Raw genomic sequence first — 18,496 nt, 5'->3', positions numbered from 1 at the left:
CAGTGACGAATGAGATCCAAGATTTACAATTGTCAGGCAATAATCTGACCATCACCAACAATGGTACTGCTACTACTATTGATTTGAGTCCTTATCTGGATGATACAGACACCAAGCTTACAGAAACAGAAGTAGATAATTTTGTAGCCAATAATGGCTACCTGACCTCATTTGTAGAAGTAGACGGTTCTGTTACCAATGAAATTGAATTGCCTTCACAGGCTGGTCAAGCGGGGAAATACCTTACCTCAAATGGATCGGGTGCAGTATGGAGCGATCTTTCAATAAGCCCATCTGTTAGAACAGTTAGTGCGAATGTTACACTAACCTCTACGGATGAGAGGGTTATCGTCACTGAAAGCATTACAGTCACGCTACCCGCTACTCCAATAGATGGACAGTTATTGACTTTAGCTGCTACCAATGTCACTGCAACGATCAACGGAAATGGTAGGACTATCTATATAGCGTCTAATTCAGCACCCAGCTTTACCTTTTCAGATACAAGTACCAATATGTACATAATGATCTATAGCTCTACGCAAAACGCTTGGATAGCCACGTATTAATCAGATTAAAACAAAATAACGATGAGTGATTTTATAGGACAGATAAAAATGTATGCTGGCAGAGTGATTCCACGTGAATGGCTACCCTGTGAAGGACAGGTTTTGCCAGTAAATAACTATGCAGCTTTGTTTAGTTTGATAGGGAATGATTTTGGAGGTAAAAGTAGTGAAGGTACTTTTGCGTTGCCTGATTTGAGAGGTAGAGTGCCGATAGGGGCAGGGGCTGCCCCAGGGCTTAGCCAGAGAGTTCAGGGTAGTCGTAGTGGGGTGGAAGAGGTTGCTTTAAACCAAATCCAGATCCCATCTCATAGTCACGTAATTAGTAGTACTTCTACGACACAGAATAATTTGACAGTAACAGGATCTGCTAGTATCAAGTGTTCTAACACAGCTGGAGACACGGGAGACCCCAGCAATGCGTTTCCTGCTAAGACTAAGGATCTCAATGGGGATGATATATATACCTCGGATGTGTCTGACGCTACATCTACTATGAATAGTGCGGTCTTGGATATAGAGGCAGGGGTATACGGAGATATAGCGGTGAGTACTGATAGTACGTGTGGTATGACGGGAGGCGGAGGATTTCACACTAATATGCAGCCCTGGCTATGTGTCAGGTTTATCATCAAATACGACGGTGTTTTTCCTCAAGAAGATTGATATTTGAGCTCACGAGTTACCTCTACAGAGGTAGCTCGTGTTTTTGCCAGCCTATAGTTGGAGTCCGCATACGGTGTTTAAATAGTGATGAGAGGGGGGCAAATGAGGGATTTAAAAACCAAGTAGGCTAGCCAAAGCTACCGTTTTAAAAAGCTAGCCTTACAATAGTATCCATGTTGCCTTACTATAAGGTTCATGTTGCCTTACCATTAGCTTGATGTAAGGCAATGTTTGGGTGTTTGTTCCTAAAGATGGGGTAAATGCAAACTTGCCATTTATATCAATGTCATTTTCTCGCTACCAATGAAAAGTCCCTAGCTGTTGGGAGGCAACAAAACCAAATATCTGATGTCTTCCTCTAAATCTTAGAGCATTTGCCAAATACTAACAAATGTTGCCCAGATTAGAGTTTTTAAAGGAACGACTATTTAATCCCTGGTAGACTCCACTCATATTTCACCGCCAGGAGACGAATCACCATAATCATGAGGATAGGGATGATGAGAGTAAGGTATGAAGGAATGTTAAATTGTAACAAAACTACATATAAGACAACTCCAGCTAGACAGGCAGTCGCGTAGATTTCTTTACGAAAAATCAAAGGCACACGACCGATCAATACATCCCTGAGTACTCCACCGAAGACAGCAGAGACGACGCCCATCATAATGGCAATGATCATGTGCATATCTAGTCCTAATGTTTTTTCAGTTCCCAGTACTGCAAATAGTCCAATTCCTATCGTATCAAATAGAAACATCGTACGACGTAGCGAGGCGATCCATCTTTTGAAAAGGTAGCTGAGTGCGACCGCCACCAATACGGCGTAGAGGTAGTTAGGATCTGCTACCCAGCCGATAGGGTGGTAATCAAGCAGAAGGTCACGTATCGTACCTCCTCCCAGTGCTGTGATGAAAGCGATGACTACTGAGCCAAATGCATCCATTTTGTAATCTGAGGCAGTGAGTGCTCCTGATATGGCGAATACAACGATTCCGGCTAGGTTGAGTATGTAGATGAATTCCATGGGTGTTTAAAATTGGGCGCGAATATGGTGTTTTTGTTTTAATCTACGACTAGTGTTTTGGATTATTTCAAGTGGTTTTAAACAAGTTTTTCAATATGTTAAAGCGTAATCAGCCCAACGATCACTATTGCAAAACCAGCGAGGATATGAATAGCAATAAGTCCCACAATAAAATTGAGCCCTTCATCTTTGTGTTTTGCGCGATAGGTAGAGAACATGTCTATTTGAGCATTGACATCTTTGGGAAAGACCAGTACTGACTTCCAACGAATGTATAATCCTAGATAGTCGAGAGGGTATATATCACGTTCCATTCCTAGTTGGTAAACACTTCCAAAAATTCAAATTTCTCTCCATCAAAGAATCCCATGTCGCTCATCTTGGCTTTAGGGATCACGAGTAGCGCCATGAATGACAGGGTCATGAAGGGTGAGTTGAGCGGTGAACCGAGCGACTTAGCAAAGGCATCTATCGTAGAGTACATTTTGGACACACGATAGCCCTCACGATCCGACATGATTCCAGCCACTGGTAGTTCTAGTAGCATTTCTTTTTTGCCTTTGACTGCAGATACGCCCCCTTGTGCAGCGATGATCAGGTTGACGGCACGACAGAGGGACTCGTCATCTACGCCTACTGCGATGATGTTGTGAGAGTCGTGACCTACCGAGGAGGCAATGGCCCCTGACTGTAGTCCGATATTTTTGATATAACCAATGGATGGAGCTGTGTTTTGGTAACGGTTGATGACGGCAACCTTAAGTATGTCTTCGTCGGTATTGGTTTGTCGAGGGTTGTCGATCAGCTGGCTGTCGAACTGTAGGAGATTGGTGATGAGCTGTCCATCTAGTGCTTCCATGACTTGCACCTTGCTACCAGTGATGGTGACTTTGAAATCTTCTGGTGTTTTCGGTTCACAATCAAAATTATTGATCACTTCGATGGGGATAGATTTGATTTTGGTTTTGCCTTGTTTGGCCATTAATTGTCCATCGATCCAGGTCTCTTGGATGTTGAAATCTTCGGGATTATCAATGATAATGAAATCTGCAGGGTCTCCTTTTTGTAGAAGGCCTACTTTCATGCCATAGTGTTGGACGGGATTGATGCATGCTGCTTGTAGGATTTTGAATAGGTCGATTCCTTTGGCTAGCGCACGTTTGACGAGCAGGTTGATGTGACCTTCCTCGAGGTTGTCTGGATGTTTGTCATCCGAACAAAACATCATGCTGGCGTAGTGTTCGTCTAGCAATGGTATCAATGCTTCGAAGTTTTTCGCTGCGCTACCTTCTCGGATCATGATTTTCATGCCGCTGTTTAGTTTGTCGAGCGCCTCTTCGGCAGTGAAGCATTCGTGATCGGTGGAGATACCTGCGCCAGCATACTGCTGGGCTTGTTCGCCTTTCAGTCCGGGAGCATGTCCATCTACAGGTTTACCTAGTTTTTTGGCAATGGCGAGTTTTTCATAAACGGTTTTGTCATGATAGAGTACGCCTGGCCAGTTCATCATCTCAGCGAGGTAGACGATTTCTTTTTTGCGCAGGAGGTATTCTACATCCGCGGTGTTGATCTCTGCACCTGCTGTCTCGAATGGCGTAGCAGGCACGCAGGAGGGAGCACCAAAATAAAACTTGAAATTGACCGTATTGCCATTGGCGATCATGTACTCGACACCTTTCACACCCAGCACATTGCCAATCTCATGGGGGTCAGAGATCGTGCCGACTGTGCCATGTACCACCGCCATGCGCGCAAACTCCGAGGGGACGAGCATCGAGCTCTCCACATGAACATGCGCATCGACGAATCCTGGTAAGATGTATTGGTCGGTAGCCAGATCTGTTTTTTCTATTTTTTTGATGATGCCGTTATTGATTTCTATGCGAGCGGGATAAATTTCTTTTCGGGCTATGTCTATGAGTTGTCCTGATATGATAGTCATGATGATCGTGTTGTCAGAGTAGGCAAAGTACTAAGAGTGGCAAAATATTCATACAGCTGGTAGGTAAAATAAACGGCTTGTATATTTTTGCGGCGTGAAAATCAATTATCTGACAAAATCTGCCATCGATCAATTTATTGATTCGTCTCTCAAAGAGGACATAGGCGACGGTGATCATAGTACCTTGTCGGCGATTCCCGCCGAGCTAGAGCAAGAGGCGCAGTTGCTGATCAAGGGGGATGGCGTTATTGCAGGTTTAGCACTGGCCGAACAGGTTTTTCATCGGTTCGATGATAAGCTAGATGTTCAACTGCTCAAGCAGGATGGCGATCAGGTAGTAGAGGGAGATGTAGGACTCATCGTCCGTGGTAGTGCACGATCGATATTGTCCACGGAGCGTCTTGTACTCAACTGTATGCAGCGCATGAGTGGTATCGCTACTTACACACGCAAGCTGACGGATATGATCAAGCATACGGATACCAAACTACTCGATACACGCAAGACGGCACCTAATTTTCGCCTCTGCGAGAAATGGGCGGTCAAGATCGGTGGAGCGGAGAATCATAGGTTTGGACTCTACGATATGGTGATGCTCAAGGACAACCACAACGATTATGCCGGTGGGATCACCAAAGCAGTGACAGCTACTAAAGCGTATCTGAGAGCTAATAATAAGGACTTGCGCATAGAAGTAGAAACGCGGAACATTAATGAGGTGCGTGAGGCATTAGAAGTAGGCGGTGTAGATGTTATCATGTTAGATAATATGTTGCCGTCTATGATGGTTGAGGCAGTGGAGATTATCGCGGGACAGTGTCAGATCGAGGCGTCTGGTGGGATTACCGAAAAAAACATTAAAGAAATAGCTGAAACGGGCGTAGACTACATTTCTGTAGGCGCATTGACGCATTCGTATGACAGTTTGGATATAAGTTTGAAGGCAGTAAAAAAGAAATAATGATAGTAAAGACAAAAAAATACCAATTGGCTAATGGCACTTTTATCAAGTTGGCCTTTGGTAATTTGATCAAAGAGCAGTGGTGGGTTGCGCTCATTTATCTAGCCATCTGTGGCGGGTATCTATGGATCCCTAATATGTGGTGGATCATTGGTGCATCGATAGCATTGGTGCTTTATGGGCTGTTTTGGTTGATTCAGTTCGCAGGGATTTCTCAGTTAGAGCAGGGTAAGTTCATGTTCGAAAAACTCAGTTACGAAATTACCAGTCAGCAGATTTTGATTAAACTCAATAGCAAACAAGGTATGCCTCTCAAATGGGAGAGCATCAAAAAAGCAGTAGTGACGAAGGATCATTTCCTTCTTGTGATGAGCAAAGCACAGATGATACACTTGCCTTATCGCATTTTTAATTCTCAGAATGAAATCAAATTCATAGAGACGATCATGAAGCGCAAGAGCTTGATTAAGGAGTAGTATCTAAGTATACCATCAAGTAAAACGGCTGTTTCAATAGTATTTGAAACAGCCGTTTTACTTTTTAGAGGAAGTGGCAGTTTGATAGGTGTATCAAACTGCCACGGGATATATCCCTATTGATAGTAGGGATATCTCTTCTCAGATGGTTTTGGCTAGTTTTATTTTTAGTAAAAGTAGAATTAGTGAGCCAATGGCCAAAAAAAACCGAATATTGATCATCGATGCTCTCAGAGGCTTTGCTTTGCTCGGAATCATTTTGATCCACTGCGTTGAGCATTTTGAGATATTTCAGCCTACTGACCCATGTAGCCCTTTTGTGCTAGGGGCAGATGACGATGTTTTCGATACTGTTATTTTCCTAGTGGGAGGCAAGGCTTACTCTATCTTCGCGCTGTTATTTGGGTACAGTTTTTTTATCCAGATTCATAGTCAGGAGATCAAAGGGGTAGATTTTCGAAGGACGTTTTTATGGCGACTGGCCGTTTTGTTCGGGATAGGTCTATTGCATTCATTGGTCTATAGGGGAGATATTTTGCATATCTATGCCCTGATGGGAATCCCGCTAATAGCCTTGTACACTGTCAAGTCTCGTACTTTATTGATTTTGGCAGGTGTATGTGTATTGCAAGTGCCATTGTTGGTGTTACTGGTTGAGTCATTTTATGATCCGAGCTACGTGTACACTCCTTATTATGGCGATGGGTATTTCGAGCGAGGAGAGTCTCTTTATACTACAGGTAGCTTTTGGAATGTAGTACGCTTCAATCTTTACGAAGCACGGGTAGTGGTCTGGACATGGACTTATCATACAGGACGCTTTTTTCAACTCATGGCATTGTTCTTAGTCGGTTTGGTGATCGCCCGTGAGCGTTATCTTGAGAATCTAAAAGCCAAGAGGCATCAGGTTGCTTTCATAGGGTATTTTTGTCTGATAATGATGCTACTGTCCAAACTATATCAGGAGGCCATCACGACTTTTCAATGGACGGAGGCACAGGCTATTTTGGTAACGACTGTGGTACAGTCGTATCTCAATCTGCTCTATACTGTAGCGATTTGTTGCGGGTTTATTTTGAGCTACGTCTACTTGAGCAAGTACATAAAAGTGTTTACCTATATGGCATCTTATGGGCGGATGAGTTTGACTAACTATATGTTGCAGGCTATCGTTGGCGTACTGATATTTTATGGTTTTGGACTAGGCTGGTGGGACGATTTGGGAGCGACGTGGAGTTTAGGTGTTGGGGCAGGATTGTTTCTGGTTCAACTCTGGTTTAGCCAGCAGTGGCTCAGGTATTACCGCTATGGCCCTATGGAGTGGTTTTGGCGTGCACTGACTTATAGAGATTTTAGTATTCCTATCCGGAAAAATGATCGTTAGCAAATCTATGGATGCATGGTTTTGCGGCTGAATCTTCCTAAGATTGCCCAAGAAATCTCTTGGTCATGAAAAAATCCATTTACCTCTCTTTTGTAATTCTTTTGCTGCTTGGTAGTTGTGCTGGCGTGAAACAAGCGACGACTTATCATAGTTCTCAGTTTAGCGATCAACAAGAGGCGTTGATACTGTCTGGTGATGGGCGGCAACCGATGCGAATATTTAAGATTACAGATAGAAGTGACTCTTTGCTGCTCAGAAGTCAGAGTGAGCCTGTCACCGTTGATGCATCAGATACGGTACTGGTGCGGTTGGTAGACCGGATGTTTGCGACCATGCGTGATAGCCTGTCTATGGGGGTAGGGATTGCTGCGCCGCAGGTTGGGATTCTCAAAAACATTATCTGGGTACAGCGGTTGGACAAGGAGGATTTTCCCTTTGAGGCATACTTGAACCCTGAAATCATCTATTATTCTGATCTCAAGCAGGAATGTAGAGAAGGCTGTTTGTCCATTCCAGATAGAATGGATACGACCAAAACGCGCTCCTATGCGATAGAGGTGACTTATGACAAGTTGGATCAAAAGCACTATCGAGAAAAAGTCGAGGGATTTACTGCAGTGATATTTCAGCATGAAATCGACCATCTACAGGGAATCTTATACCTAGATCATTTGACAGAGGAAGTGGAGCAAGCAAAATAGCACCTCATGCAACTTGTTTAGCATCGATGACATTATGGCTTTATGAAACCATGCCTCTTAATACTTGCCTTTGCCATTTCGAGCAGCTCAACTGTATGCGCTCAATATGGCTACCAGAGACCAATTGCTGTTGCCTTTTGGGAAACCGAGGATTTACGCACAAATGGTGCAGATACTGTGGTGTTGAATCAGCTCATGGAGCAGATGCATCGTATCGATCATGATATTCACAGTTTGGTCGTGGTACAGCATGGCAAACTGGTGCTTGAAGATTACTTCGGTGGATATGACGCGGAGACTATTCATGATTTACGCTCGACGACCAAGAGTGTCCTGTCATTACTGATGGGGATCGCGGTGGACAAGGGATATGTTCGTAGCATCGATGAACCTTTTATGAACTACCTGCCCGGCCATCAGATCAATAAAAATGACAGTCCCCAGAAACGGAAAATAACCATAAAAGACCTACTAACGATGAGTAGCGGGCTAGACTGTAACGACTGGGATAGTAAATCCAAAGGTCAGGAAGATAAAGTCTATAAACGAAAAAATTGGATGCAGCAGACGCTTGATTTGCCTCAGATTTATGCTTCAGGAGATACGGCGATGTATTGCACCATGGGGACGGTGCTCGTCGCGCGAGTTATAGAAGAGTCGTCGGGATTGTCTATAGCAGATTTTGCTTCCCATTTCTTGTTCGAACCGTTGGGGATCACGGATGTGTCATGGAAGCATACGACTGATAGAGAAGACATACCCAGTGCAGCTAAGCGCCTATATATGCTGCCTCGAGATATGGCAAAGCTGGGTCAGCTGGTTTTGGATCATGGGGTTTGGCAGGGAGATAGTCTGGTGTCGGCAGATTGGATCACGGCATCTACTAGCAAACAAACGACACTGAGCGGTATAGATTATGGCTATCTATGGTGGCAGATTCCTTTGGAGAAAGATGGAATCCTGTACCCGATGACGACTGCTACTGGCAATGGCGGACAGTACATCATGGTGTTGCCGTCGCTGGATATGGTAGCGGTTTTTACAGGAGGAGCTTATAACTCAGAGAAGGATAAGCTCCCATTTGTACTGATGCGCAATGCCATCATTCCCATGCTGGAACCGTGAACTGTCATCAACGACCCTGTGTTGTGAGCGTTGGAATTAGCGGTTTTACATATCCCCATTTTTAGGGATTTGTAGACTGTGTATTTGTTGTCATATTTGATTTGTGGATAAAAAGGGTTTCACGGTGTTGCGCCTATACTACATATTACCTAACATTAGGCTAGCAATCGGTTCGTAATCAATTCATTATACTCACACAAAAGGATTTAGATGCAAACAATTGAAAATGTGGTCGAAAGATTAGATCGGATCACAGAAGATTCCATGTTGGATTTTGATCCAATGGGTTATTTTTCAGCCGCTTATTATGCCGCCTCAACTAAGATTATGGTAGGAGTTAGGCACAATGTCTTTGAGCAATCTCACGTCGTAGAAGATATTTATCTAACTATGTCGGATCGCTTTTTTGATGAGCGCAGCACATTCATGAAGGACACCAAAACTACTGGCGCATGGCAGAGTTCATTTGGTTATTTGGATAGTATGTTTTCTATGGTGCTCCAGCAGGTTATGACGGGCATCCATGTGCATGTGAGTTTGGATTTAGCTGTAGCAGTGGCTCAAGTAGGAGGTGAACGGATCGATAGGCTCAAAGGTGATTTTGACAAGGTCTTTGATATGTTCAAAATCACTGCTGAACGTGTGGAGGAGGACATGACTGATAGGTGGCCAACTACCAAGTTCGTTTTGAAAATATTTGGGGTTCTTGATAGTTATTTTGTTCATTATAATTTTGAAAAGGCACGAGAAGAGACTTGGGCATTCGCCAAAGAGTTGGCGCAAGCTACCCCCGCAGACAAGGAGTCTTTGATCAAGCAACGAAACGAAGTAGTCGCCCAAAAAACAAAATTGGTCAAGTATCCAGGGGTCATTATGACGGTGGTATTTGCAGTGATGCGTATGTTCGAATTGGGCAATGTTGCTAAGAAAACGCAACGACTAATGAGTCTTTGGAAATAACTTTAGTGTTCCACAAGCCAGTCTTTGGCTTTTTCGAGGCTGTTGGTGAAATAAGTGTCTCTGTCGATGGCTGATACAATCAGACGTTGGATGCCAGTGATACCAATCACGGCTCCTTTGTATTCTATTCCTTTTTCTTTGAGTATGTCGAAAATCTCACTTGCTTTTTCTTTACTCTCCAGGTTCAATCGGGTTTTTGCTACGTTAGAGATGTATCGAATTTTTTTCGGATTAGTTTTCAAGGCTTGGTTAAAGCCAATTTCCATCAGCCAAGGATGTTCGTCAGCGCGCAATTCTGAGAAGTCAAAGTAGTAAATTTCTTTGCCTTTATGTAGAATGATTTTGATGCGATCACTGTAGTCCATAGTTGTATTTCAAAAATCGATTGAAATTATAGGCTGGATGGTCTACCTAATGTTAGTTATAATTTCTTGAAAATCAAAGCAGTGAATGAGGGAGTAGATTAACTTGGTAAAGAAGGAAAACCGAGAGTGTCTTTGTATATTGTGATTGTATCAATGATTGATTTATGAAGAAAATATTAGCCTTCGCAGGAAGCAATAGCAGCCAGTCTATCAACCGTCGATTGGTTCGGTGGGCATCCGATCAAGTAGCTGAATCAGAGGTGACTCTTTTGGATTTGAATGATTTTGAAATGCCGATATTTAGCGAGGATCGCGAACGTGAAAAGGGAATCCCCTCGGAAGCCAAAGCATTTAAAAATACTCTTAGAGAATCAGACGCAGTGATGATATCATTTGCGGAGCATAATGGAAATTTTAGTGCGGCATTCAAGAATATATTTGACTGGGCATCTAGAATAGAAGCTAAAATGTGGCTGGACAAACCTATGTTCTTGATGGCGACTTCCAACGGTAAGCGTGGAGGGAGTAGTGTTCTAGAGATAGCAGTGAAAGGGTTTCCATTTAGAGGAGGCGAAGTAGTCGCTCATTTTTCACTTCCATCCTTTAGCGAGAACTTTAGCGATGAGAATGGGATTTTGGATGAGGAGTTGAGAAAAGAGTTTGTGAAACAGCTGGAATTGTTTGATAGCGCGTTGGCAGGTGATTGATAGTCCGTGATGTAGGTTTCGGGATTTAGTTGGTTTGATTTCAATACGTTTTTTTGTAAATTTCATAGTTCCCCTAACGAGCGCGTATCTAAACCCAACCTGAATCATGCAATTTCAATCCAACTCCCTCGATATTTTTTCAAGTCCCGAACATGGGATACATGTGTTGTATTTTCGGTTCAAAGGTAAATTTACCAAACAAGAGAGTACTGCGGGATCTAGAGCTTGGAGTGAAGAGCTGGAAAGTTCTAACAATAGCTATCGATTTATTTGGGACTGTAGTGAGATGACAGGATTTGAACCGTCGGCCCGTACCGAGTGGTACAAAAGTATGAAGTTGTATAAAGGTAGGATTTCTGATGTCACAGTGATATCCAGTAGTATATTGATCCGAGGAGCGGCGCGTGTCATGTTGGAGATGTTTGGACTGAAATCGTACATTGTGAAATCAACAGCAGATATTTTGGTCAGATGACACCTGTTGTTATTTCTTGGGAAGTATAAAGCGTATTAGCTTTGTTTTCACGATCATATGTTCTTCGATTAATTGGAAAAGAAAAAATTATCACTCACGAAAAAAGAGGCCAAATTAAAGGCTGCTAATTACTGTGCCTACCAAGAACGGTCGCAGAAGGAAGTACGCAATAAGCTCTTTGAGTATGGACTGTACAAGAACGAGGTAGAGGATGTATTGGCAGATTTGATCATGGACGGTTTTATCAACGAAGAGCGATTTGCTAAGGCCTTTGCTGGAGGGAAGTTTAGAGTCAAAAAATGGGGACGAAACCGGATAAAATTGGGACTGCAGCAGCATGATATATCGTCATACTGCCTGAAACGGGCGATGGCAGAAATACCGCCCGCAGACTATACGGCGACTTTGGTAGCACTGATCGAGAAAAAATCTACTACCGAATCTGAAACTAACTTGTTCAAAAAGAGAGAGAAGATTTCTAGGCAAATGATCTACAAGGGCTATGAACCAGAGTTGGTTTGGGAGTTTGTCAAAGACGTAGTAGTTTAGGTGGATTGAACTATTCGTAGGGAACGGCTGTTCGCAGTAGAACAATCGAATTGACCCCTTTCTTAAGCAACCTTGAAGAAAAGACTAAAACAAAATCTATGAGTATAAGACCGTCTATCGATAATATTTTCGAACAATTGACAGAGCTTCTTAGTGTTTTGGATCGGCAGGAGTATAGTCAGCCTGTACCATTACTGAATGGCGCTACGATTGGCCAGCATATACGACATACTTTGGAGTTTTTCGTTTGCTTGATGGACGGGGTGGAGCAGGGATGTGTCAATTACGATCAGAGACAGAGGGATTTAGTTTTAGAGAATAGTCCAGTAGAAGCGATTTCATGCGTCCATGCATTGAGAGATCGTATGACAGAGGGACAAGAGAATATACCCTTGAGGCTGAAGCAGTCATTGGGTCAGGAAGGTGAGTTAGTAGAAATTCAGACCAATCTTGACCGAGAGCTGATTTATAATATCGAACATGCGGTGCATCACATGGCACTGATCAGGGTGGGACTAAAGGATGTCAAGCCAAACCTAGAGTTATCTGAGGCATTTGGGATAGCGAGTTCTACCATCAGGTATAGACAGACTCAACTGCGAAAAGTCTAGATATGGACGCTATATTGGAGACAGGGGAGGATGTGGAGAAATCTCATTTTGCTCCTAAAAAAGGATCATGGTACGGTAGACTAAGTTCGTCTGTAGTCTGGGTAAAGGTGTTTAGGTGGGAGTTTTGGCCATTTTCGGTGTTTTACTTTCCCGTATTTTTTTATTGGATGTACCTGTCCATTCGATCTCGGTCATTTTTCTTTTTCACCTCTTCCAACCCGACGATAGAGTTTGGAGGGATGTTGGGGGAATCCAAAATGAAAATATTTGACCTTATACCAGATGTTTATATTCCCAAAACCTATCGCCTGAATGCTGAGTCCCGACTAGAGGAGGTGAAAGAGCTGCTGAAGGATGCTGGATTGGACTATCCTGTGATTCTCAAACCCGATATAGGGGAGCGTGGATGGATGGTCGAACTAGTCAAAAGTGAAGCGCAGTTGGTAGAGTATCTGCAGGAGATACGTGTGGATTTTTTAGTGCAGGAGTATGTTTCTTATTCCGTTGAGCTAGGGGTGTTCTACTATAGGTATCCAGACCGATCGAATGGTACAGTTAGTTCTGTCGTCATGAAAGAAATGCTTTCAGTAATCGGGGATGGTACACGTACAGTGGCGCAACTGATGGAAGAGGATCCGCGGGCACAGATGCATATCTCTCGTTTGCAAATCAAAGAGCCGCGTCGCATGAAAGAAATTCCTGAGAGAGGTGTGCGGGTAGAGCTAGTCTCGATAGGCAACCACTGCTTAGGAACGACCTTTATTAATGCCAATCATCTAATCAATGATAAGTTGATTCGAGTGTTTGATCAGGTAAGTCAGCAGATCGATGGGTTTTATTTTGGGCGCTACGACCTGAGGTGTCGCTCTATCGAGGATTTGTACCAAGGGGAGCACTTCAAGATTTTGGAACTGAATGGAGCAGGAGCTGAGCCAGCACACATCTATCATCCGGGTTTTTCACTGATCCAAGCCTACAAGGATATTATTCATCATCTAGGGGCATTGGCGGATATATCTCGTATCAACCGTAGACAAGGTTACCCCCATATGTCATTTAGAAAAGGGTTGGCAGAAATCGCTAAGATAAGAAAATACAACAGAGAGAAAGAAAAGAAGACATGACTGGGATCGGTGTTTTTTTGATTGCGATGGTATGCAGTTTTGGAGGGTCTATACCTCCTGGGTCTATCAATCTCTCGGTGATGCAATTGGCCATGCAGAACAAGAAGGCAGGAGCATTGACTTTTGCTATAGCTGCTGCGATGGTTGAGTTTGTCTATGCAGGTGTGGCAGTGCGTTTTCAGATTTATTTGACGGAACATGTCGAAGTGGCTTCTTGGTTTAAATGGATCTCTGGAGGAGTCCTCATCCTTTTGGGAGTCCTGAATTTAGTAAAGAAAGTGAAGCAGGTAGAGCGTAAGGAGATAGGGGAGAAACGTGCTGGTTTTTTGAAAGGAATGTTGGTAGCATTGGCGAATCCTTTAGCAATACCGTTTTGGTTAGCAGTGACAGCCTACTTACAGTCGATGAACTGGGTGCGCTTGTCCGCGGACAATTATTTGCTCTATGTAGGAGGAGTCTCTACTGGGACTTTTTTGCTCCTGGTCTCTGTGATTTATTTGGGCTCTCGATTCAGTTCGATTCAGGACAATGTATTCGTACTCTATCGTCTACCAGGAATTATTTTTGTTTTCATGGGGCTATGGACTTTCATTCAATAGGTCGTTTAGTCTATTTCTAGCGTTTTGCCTTCATAGTCAAACATCTCTAGAACCTCTTCTATCATCTGTAGACGAGCCATTTTTTTATGGTTGGCATCTATTTTTAGCCAAGGGCTTTGTTTGGTGCTAGTTTGTTGTAGCATGAGATCGATATACTCGGAGAAGACATCCCACATGCTCTGCGCTTTTTTGTCTACGGGACTTAGTTTCCACGTCTTCAGTGGATCATTGATTCTACCCTCGAAACGGCTCTGCTGTTCTTCTCGAGTGATGTCTAACCAGAATTTGATTAGTTTAACCCCAGAATCGGAAATCATCTTTTCGAACCCATTGACCTGATCCATAAACAGATGGTACTGCTCAGGTGTACAGAAATCCATGACAGGTTCTACCACGGCTCGGTTATACCAGCTGCGGTCAAAAAATATGATTTCTCCAGTTGAAGGTAGGTTTTTGATGTAGCGTTGAAAGTACCACTGTCCTTTTTCTTTAGCTGTAGGCTTGGGTAGTGCGATTACTTTAAATTCCCGTGGGTTCATGTGCTCTATGAATCGTTTGATCGCACCCCCTTTACCTGCGGCATCACGACCTTCGAAGATCACGACGACTTTGAGACCTTCTTTGACGATATACTTTTGCAGCTTGAGCAATTCGACCTGATAGTGTTCTAGTAGGGCATTATATTTCTTTTTACTCAATTTGGTTAGCTCCATATATCGTGGTTTTGGGGTTGGAAAATTAAGATATATAAAATTATCATTAGTCAATAGGCTCGCAAACAAAATGTAAATCTGACTTGATCGTCTGATTGGTAAATGTATAAATTGCCAGACATTAACCCCTTATTAAACAACGATTACCCTTTACTACCTATGATGAATAAGAAAATACTCGTACTTGGCGCAGGACGTTCGTCCTCTGTGCTTATTGATTTTTTGCTAGATCACGCTGAGCCCAACAGTTGGCATGTCACTGTCGGAGATTTAGATCAGGCCATGGCGGAGGAGAGAGTTTCTGCTCACCCATGTGGGCGTGCTTTGGCTTTTGATATCCATGATGCTGCGCACAGGCAGATTATTCGTGATTTTGATTTGGTGATCTCAATGCTGCCTGCTGCTTTTCATTTTTCTGTGGCGGAGGTATGTGCTGAGGCAGGTATCAATATGCTCACGGCATCCTATGTTAGCGATGAGATCAAAGCACTAGCAGAAACTTTTGAGAATAATGGTGTAGGGTTAATCATGGAGCTGGGGTTGGATCCCGGAATAGATCACATGTCCGCTATGAAAGTCCTCGATAGAATTCGCACAGCTGGATCGACACTCAAGGCTTTTGAAACCTTTACGGGGGGATTATTGGCACCTAGTCAGGATGGCAATCCATGGCAATATAAGTTCACTTGGAATCCTCGAAACGTCGTACTCGCAGGTCAGGGGTATGTAAAGTTCTTACAAGAAGGTCGCTACAAGTACATCCCCTACCAAAGGTTGTTTCGTCGGACGGAGGTGATTTACATTCCCGAACACGGCTACTTTGAGGGCTATGCCAACCGAGATTCGCTGAAATATCTCGATGCGTATAAGCTGCATGGAATCAAAACGCTATACCGTGGCACGCTACGTCGAGTGGGGTTTTGCAAGGCATGGGATGTTTTTGTTCAGCTGGGTGCTACGGATGATACTTTCCAGATGCAAAATGTGTCTGAAATGACGCATAGGCAGTTTATCAATTCTTTTCTATCCTATAATCCGACAGACTCTGTAGAGCTGAAATTGGCGCATTATCTCAACATAGACCGAGATTCTGAGGAGATGTTTAAACTCAACTGGCTTGGGATGTTCGATGATGAGTTGGTAGGCCTAGATCAGGGAACTCCAGCTCAAGTACTGGAACACATCCTCAAGAAAAAATGGACCATAGCGCCAGACGAAAAGGATATGATTGTGATGTGGCATAGGTTTGAATATGAAGAAGATGGTGTTCACAAGCAGCTCCAGTCTTATATGGCTGTAGAGGGAGAGGATGCGGTACACACGGCCATGTCTAAAACAGTTGGATTGCCTCTGGCAGTAGCTGCCAAGTTGATATTGACGGGTGATTTAGCTGTCAGAGGAGTACAAATTCCTACTGAAAAATATATCTACGAACCGATCTTGGACGAGCTGGAAAATCATGGTGTAAACTTCAAAGAAGTCGAGATAAAATGATATTATGTTCTATAGGAGTGCATTATTAACGTTCATGTCCCTCGGTTTCTTTGCTATGTCTAGCTGGGCGCAGGGGGGCGATTCTACAGAGTTCGTGTTGGAGGAAGTGACGATTGTGTCGGGGTTGTTTGAGGAGAAGATAGTTGATTTTGGCGGGGCAGTTTCAGCACTCGACTTTCAGCAAATCAACGCTGGAGATGAGCTGACACTACAGCCTGTGCTAAATGCCATCCCTGGGGTGTACATGCAGTCTGGAACGTTGAGTACCAACCGGATTACCATTCGCGGGATCGGAGCTCGCTCGCCTTTTGGGACAGATAAAATAAAGGCTTACCTCGATGAAATACCTCTCTCGACGGGCGAAGGAGAAACGACTATCGAGGATATCGATTTTGCTACGTTGGAGCAGATAGAGGTCTTTCGAGGGCCTATTTCGACAATCTATGGTGCGGGGCTGGGAGGAGCGATACGTTTTCAAACGCTGAAACCTGAGGGATTCCCTAAGGCTTCTGTGGAGGCGATGTTTGGCTCTTTTGGACTCAGGCAGTACCGTGTGAGCGGTCAAGTAGCAGATGACAAAAGGAGTTTGAATTTGCTCTATCAAGATGTTCATAGTGATGGCTATAGAGACAACAATACTTATGATCGTCAGTCGATTACTTTGTTGGGGCAGTCTGTATGGCAAGAGCATTCGGAGTTTACGCTCTACGCTAACTATACTTTTTTGGAGTCTTTTATTCCTAGTTCGCTAGGCGTGGATGATTATGAAGATAATCCTGAGCAAGCCGCCAGTAGTTGGGGAGATGCTGAAGGCAAAGAGGATAGTGAACGTTTTCGTGTGGGACTAACTCTCAAAACGAATTACTCGTCGCGGACGGAAAGTCATGTGACCTTATTCGTCAACGGGAGCAAAGCTAGTGAGGTACGTCCTTCCTTCTTGGGTAATCTCACTTCGGATCAGCTCAACACCGGCATACGTGCCAAGGTCAGAAGAAGCTTTCTAGCAGATGAACAATTACATGTGGTATTGGGTGTTGAAGGGTTCTTAGAATCCTATCGTTATCGGGAATTTGTTAACGATGCAGGACAAAATGGAGATAAAACCTTAGACCTAGACCAACAAAGAAATTATGGTAATGTGTTCGTCGCGACGGAATATTACCCCTCTGATCAGTGGATATTGACACTGGGGGCTAATATGAATTGGTCGCAGTATGATCTCCATGACCAGTTCAACACTGGTACAGCAGATCAAAGCGGAGGCTATGGTTTTGAACCTGTATTCTCTCCTAAGGTGAGTATCGTGAACAAGCTTTCTGATGATTTTTCGGCGTATGCCTTGATGTCTCATGGCTTTTCTTTGCCCTCATTCGAACAGACTCTTTACCCAGGAGGACAGGTTAATAAAGACTTGAAACCAGAGTCTGGATGGAACTATGAATTTGGACTCAAAGGAGATGTGATCAAGGGGAAACTCTATGCTGAAATCGTAGGGTATGCCATGTACACGGAAGATTTGATAGTGAACCGTGAGAAGAATCAGGTGACGATAGGAGTCAATGCAGGGAGCGCACGACACTATGGTTTAGAGATTCTTATAGACCATGAGATATGGCAGTCTCCTATGGTTCGGGTCGATCAACGTCTGTCTTATGCACTGATGGATTATCATTTTGCGGATTTCGTGGACGGAGAGGAGGATTACTCGGGTAACCGAATGACTGGTGTGCCTAACTATACACTCGACTATACGCTTCGTGCGCAAATGACGAAGGGCTTTTTTGGTCATGTTAACCTACAAGCAGTAGGCAGCAGGACGATTCTTGATAATGCTTCCTTGCAGACGGAGGCTTATTGTCTACTGAATGCTAAGGTTGGTTATCAACGTGCCTTTGGGCAGTTGGATCTCAGTGTGTACCTAGGAGGTAACAATTTGAGCGATACACGCTATGCCTCCATGCTCTTGATTAATGCTAGCTCCCAGCGTTATTACTATCCTGGATTGCCGATCAATTACTACAGCGGAGTAAAAGCGGCTTACCGGTTCTGAT

21 protein-coding genes are annotated in these 18,496 nt (G+C 43.7%); 16 read left to right on the top strand and 5 right to left on the bottom strand.

The window, feature by feature from the left end; translation table 11 throughout:
- Together BUB99_RS06585 and BUB99_RS06580 are read left to right on the top strand one after the other, a co-directional pair.
- The coding region (locus BUB99_RS06585; RefSeq protein WP_170863746.1) for a hypothetical protein at positions 1-569 on the top strand (569 nt) is incomplete at its 5' end.
- A gap of 21 nt (positions 570-590) precedes the next feature.
- A complete protein-coding gene (locus BUB99_RS06580; protein ID WP_073120771.1) occupies positions 591-1,232 on the top strand; it encodes a phage tail protein in 642 nt (213 codons plus the stop codon).
- Positions 1,233-1,656: 424 nt separating this feature from the next.
- Here BUB99_RS06580 and BUB99_RS06575 read toward each other — a convergent pair whose 3' ends face one another.
- The 3 genes from BUB99_RS06575 to ade form a co-directional block, all read right to left on the bottom strand.
- Positions 1,657-2,259 carry a trimeric intracellular cation channel family protein gene (locus BUB99_RS06575; RefSeq protein WP_073120769.1) on the bottom strand — a complete coding sequence of 201 codons (603 nt, stop codon included), beginning with the start codon at positions 2,257-2,259 and terminating at the stop codon, positions 1,657-1,659.
- A gap of 98 nt (positions 2,260-2,357) precedes the next feature.
- On the bottom strand, positions 2,358-2,573 hold the full coding sequence (locus BUB99_RS06570; RefSeq protein WP_073120768.1) for a hypothetical protein: 216 nt from the start codon (positions 2,571-2,573) through the stop codon (positions 2,358-2,360).
- A 2-nt stretch (positions 2,574-2,575) separates the two neighbouring features.
- The gene (gene ade / locus BUB99_RS06565) at positions 2,576-4,201 is read right to left on the bottom strand and encodes an adenine deaminase (RefSeq protein ID WP_073120766.1); all 1,626 of its coding nucleotides are present in this window, start codon (positions 4,199-4,201) and stop codon (positions 2,576-2,578) included.
- A 94-nt stretch (positions 4,202-4,295) separates the two neighbouring features.
- Between ade and nadC the strand changes: the two genes are divergently transcribed.
- The 6 genes from nadC (at position 4,296) to BUB99_RS06535 (ending at position 9,808) form a co-directional block, all read left to right on the top strand.
- Complete coding sequence (nadC, locus tag BUB99_RS06560; RefSeq protein ID WP_139280928.1) at positions 4,296-5,162, top strand: carboxylating nicotinate-nucleotide diphosphorylase; 867 nt, start codon at positions 4,296-4,298, stop codon at positions 5,160-5,162.
- Complete coding sequence (locus BUB99_RS06555) at positions 5,162-5,638, top strand: YcxB family protein (RefSeq protein WP_073120764.1); 477 nt, start codon at positions 5,162-5,164, stop codon at positions 5,636-5,638. Before nadC ends, BUB99_RS06555 begins: the two co-directional genes overlap by 1 nt.
- A 193-nt stretch (positions 5,639-5,831) precedes the next feature.
- Positions 5,832-7,022: a DUF418 domain-containing protein gene (locus BUB99_RS06550; protein ID WP_170863745.1), complete on the top strand. Its 1,191-nt coding sequence runs from the start codon at positions 5,832-5,834 to the stop codon at positions 7,020-7,022.
- Between the two features lie 65 nt (positions 7,023-7,087).
- Complete coding sequence (gene def / locus BUB99_RS06545; protein WP_073121760.1) at positions 7,088-7,723, top strand: peptide deformylase; 636 nt, start codon at positions 7,088-7,090, stop codon at positions 7,721-7,723.
- Between the two features lie 42 nt (positions 7,724-7,765).
- The gene (locus BUB99_RS06540) at positions 7,766-8,848 is read left to right on the top strand and encodes a serine hydrolase domain-containing protein (RefSeq protein ID WP_073120760.1); all 1,083 of its coding nucleotides are present in this window, start codon (positions 7,766-7,768) and stop codon (positions 8,846-8,848) included.
- A 210-nt stretch (positions 8,849-9,058) separates the two neighbouring features.
- Positions 9,059-9,808, top strand: coding sequence for a DUF5995 family protein (locus BUB99_RS06535; RefSeq protein WP_073120758.1), 750 nt, complete (start codon positions 9,059-9,061; stop codon positions 9,806-9,808).
- Between the two features lie 2 nt (positions 9,809-9,810).
- Here BUB99_RS06535 and BUB99_RS06530 read toward each other — a convergent pair whose 3' ends face one another.
- Positions 9,811-10,173 (bottom strand): hypothetical protein, encoded by a 363-nt coding sequence (locus tag BUB99_RS06530; protein WP_073120756.1) that lies wholly within the window; start codon positions 10,171-10,173, stop codon positions 9,811-9,813.
- 164 nt (positions 10,174-10,337) lie between these two features.
- Between BUB99_RS06530 and BUB99_RS06525 the strand changes: the two genes are divergently transcribed.
- The 6 genes from BUB99_RS06525 (at position 10,338) to BUB99_RS06500 (ending at position 14,238) form a co-directional block, all read left to right on the top strand.
- Positions 10,338-10,880, top strand: a complete 543-nt coding sequence (locus BUB99_RS06525) for an NADPH-dependent FMN reductase (protein WP_073120754.1) — start codon at positions 10,338-10,340, stop codon at positions 10,878-10,880.
- Between the two features lie 106 nt (positions 10,881-10,986).
- Positions 10,987-11,355, top strand: a complete 369-nt coding sequence (locus BUB99_RS06520; protein WP_139280926.1) for a hypothetical protein — start codon at positions 10,987-10,989, stop codon at positions 11,353-11,355.
- A gap of 72 nt (positions 11,356-11,427) precedes the next feature.
- The gene (locus BUB99_RS06515; protein WP_073120750.1) at positions 11,428-11,904 is read left to right on the top strand and encodes a regulatory protein RecX; all 477 of its coding nucleotides are present in this window, start codon (positions 11,428-11,430) and stop codon (positions 11,902-11,904) included.
- A gap of 98 nt (positions 11,905-12,002) precedes the next feature.
- Positions 12,003-12,515, top strand: coding sequence for a hypothetical protein (locus BUB99_RS06510; protein WP_073120749.1), 513 nt, complete (start codon positions 12,003-12,005; stop codon positions 12,513-12,515).
- Between the two features lie 2 nt (positions 12,516-12,517).
- A complete protein-coding gene (locus tag BUB99_RS06505) occupies positions 12,518-13,639 on the top strand; it encodes an ATP-grasp domain-containing protein (protein WP_084190409.1) in 1,122 nt (373 codons plus the stop codon).
- Positions 13,636-14,238, top strand: a complete 603-nt coding sequence (locus tag BUB99_RS06500) for a LysE family translocator (protein WP_084190408.1) — start codon at positions 13,636-13,638, stop codon at positions 14,236-14,238. Before BUB99_RS06505 ends, BUB99_RS06500 begins: the two co-directional genes overlap by 4 nt.
- Before the next feature lie 5 nt (positions 14,239-14,243).
- Here the strand turns inward: BUB99_RS06500 and ppk2 are convergent, their stop codons facing one another.
- Complete coding sequence (gene ppk2 / locus BUB99_RS06495; RefSeq protein ID WP_073120745.1) at positions 14,244-14,951, bottom strand: polyphosphate kinase 2; 708 nt, start codon at positions 14,949-14,951, stop codon at positions 14,244-14,246.
- Between the two features lie 159 nt (positions 14,952-15,110).
- Between ppk2 and BUB99_RS06490 the strand changes: the two genes are divergently transcribed.
- Together BUB99_RS06490 and BUB99_RS06485 are read left to right on the top strand one after the other, a co-directional pair.
- On the top strand, positions 15,111-16,445 hold the full coding sequence (locus BUB99_RS06490; protein ID WP_317041709.1) for a saccharopine dehydrogenase family protein: 1,335 nt from the start codon (positions 15,111-15,113) through the stop codon (positions 16,443-16,445).
- Positions 16,446-16,449: 4 nt separating this feature from the next.
- Positions 16,450-18,495, top strand: coding sequence for a TonB-dependent receptor (locus tag BUB99_RS06485; protein ID WP_084190407.1), 2,046 nt, complete (start codon positions 16,450-16,452; stop codon positions 18,493-18,495).
- The last annotated feature ends 1 nt before the right edge of the window (position 18,496 follow it).

This window comes from Reichenbachiella agariperforans, assembly GCF_900142205.1.
GTDB lineage: Bacteria > Bacteroidota > Bacteroidia > Cytophagales > Cyclobacteriaceae > Reichenbachiella > Reichenbachiella agariperforans.
Note: the sequence above shows the minus strand (reverse complement) of the source record. Positions and strands in the feature narration are given on the sequence as shown.

What these genes read in the sequence shown, in the direction of transcription:
- BUB99_RS06580 (WP_073120771.1), top strand. Translation starts at nt 591, where the DNA reads ATGAGTGATTTTATAGGACAGATAAAAATGTATGCTGGCAGAGTGATT.
- BUB99_RS06575 (WP_073120769.1), bottom strand. Translation starts at nt 2,259, where the DNA reads ATGGAATTCATCTACATACTCAACCTAGCCGGAATCGTTGTATTCGCC.
- BUB99_RS06570 (WP_073120768.1), bottom strand. Translation starts at nt 2,573, where the DNA reads ATGGAACGTGATATATACCCTCTCGACTATCTAGGATTATACATTCGT.
- ade (WP_073120766.1), bottom strand. Translation starts at nt 4,201, where the DNA reads ATGACTATCATATCAGGACAACTCATAGACATAGCCCGAAAAGAAATT.
- BUB99_RS06555 (WP_073120764.1), top strand. Translation starts at nt 5,162, where the DNA reads ATGATAGTAAAGACAAAAAAATACCAATTGGCTAATGGCACTTTTATC.
- BUB99_RS06550 (WP_170863745.1), top strand. Translation starts at nt 5,832, where the DNA reads ATGGCCAAAAAAAACCGAATATTGATCATCGATGCTCTCAGAGGCTTT.
- def (WP_073121760.1), top strand. Translation starts at nt 7,088, where the DNA reads ATGAAAAAATCCATTTACCTCTCTTTTGTAATTCTTTTGCTGCTTGGT.
- BUB99_RS06540 (WP_073120760.1), top strand. Translation starts at nt 7,766, where the DNA reads ATGAAACCATGCCTCTTAATACTTGCCTTTGCCATTTCGAGCAGCTCA.
- BUB99_RS06535 (WP_073120758.1), top strand. Translation starts at nt 9,059, where the DNA reads ATGCAAACAATTGAAAATGTGGTCGAAAGATTAGATCGGATCACAGAA.
- BUB99_RS06530 (WP_073120756.1), bottom strand. Translation starts at nt 10,173, where the DNA reads ATGGACTACAGTGATCGCATCAAAATCATTCTACATAAAGGCAAAGAA.
- BUB99_RS06525 (WP_073120754.1), top strand. Translation starts at nt 10,338, where the DNA reads ATGAAGAAAATATTAGCCTTCGCAGGAAGCAATAGCAGCCAGTCTATC.
- BUB99_RS06520 (WP_139280926.1), top strand. Translation starts at nt 10,987, where the DNA reads ATGCAATTTCAATCCAACTCCCTCGATATTTTTTCAAGTCCCGAACAT.
- BUB99_RS06510 (WP_073120749.1), top strand. Translation starts at nt 12,003, where the DNA reads ATGAGTATAAGACCGTCTATCGATAATATTTTCGAACAATTGACAGAG.
- BUB99_RS06505 (WP_084190409.1), top strand. Translation starts at nt 12,518, where the DNA reads ATGGACGCTATATTGGAGACAGGGGAGGATGTGGAGAAATCTCATTTT.
- BUB99_RS06500 (WP_084190408.1), top strand. Translation starts at nt 13,636, where the DNA reads ATGACTGGGATCGGTGTTTTTTTGATTGCGATGGTATGCAGTTTTGGA.
- ppk2 (WP_073120745.1), bottom strand. Translation starts at nt 14,951, where the DNA reads ATGGAGCTAACCAAATTGAGTAAAAAGAAATATAATGCCCTACTAGAA.
- BUB99_RS06490 (WP_317041709.1), top strand. Translation starts at nt 15,111, where the DNA reads ATGATGAATAAGAAAATACTCGTACTTGGCGCAGGACGTTCGTCCTCT.
- BUB99_RS06485 (WP_084190407.1), top strand. Translation starts at nt 16,450, where the DNA reads ATGTTCTATAGGAGTGCATTATTAACGTTCATGTCCCTCGGTTTCTTT.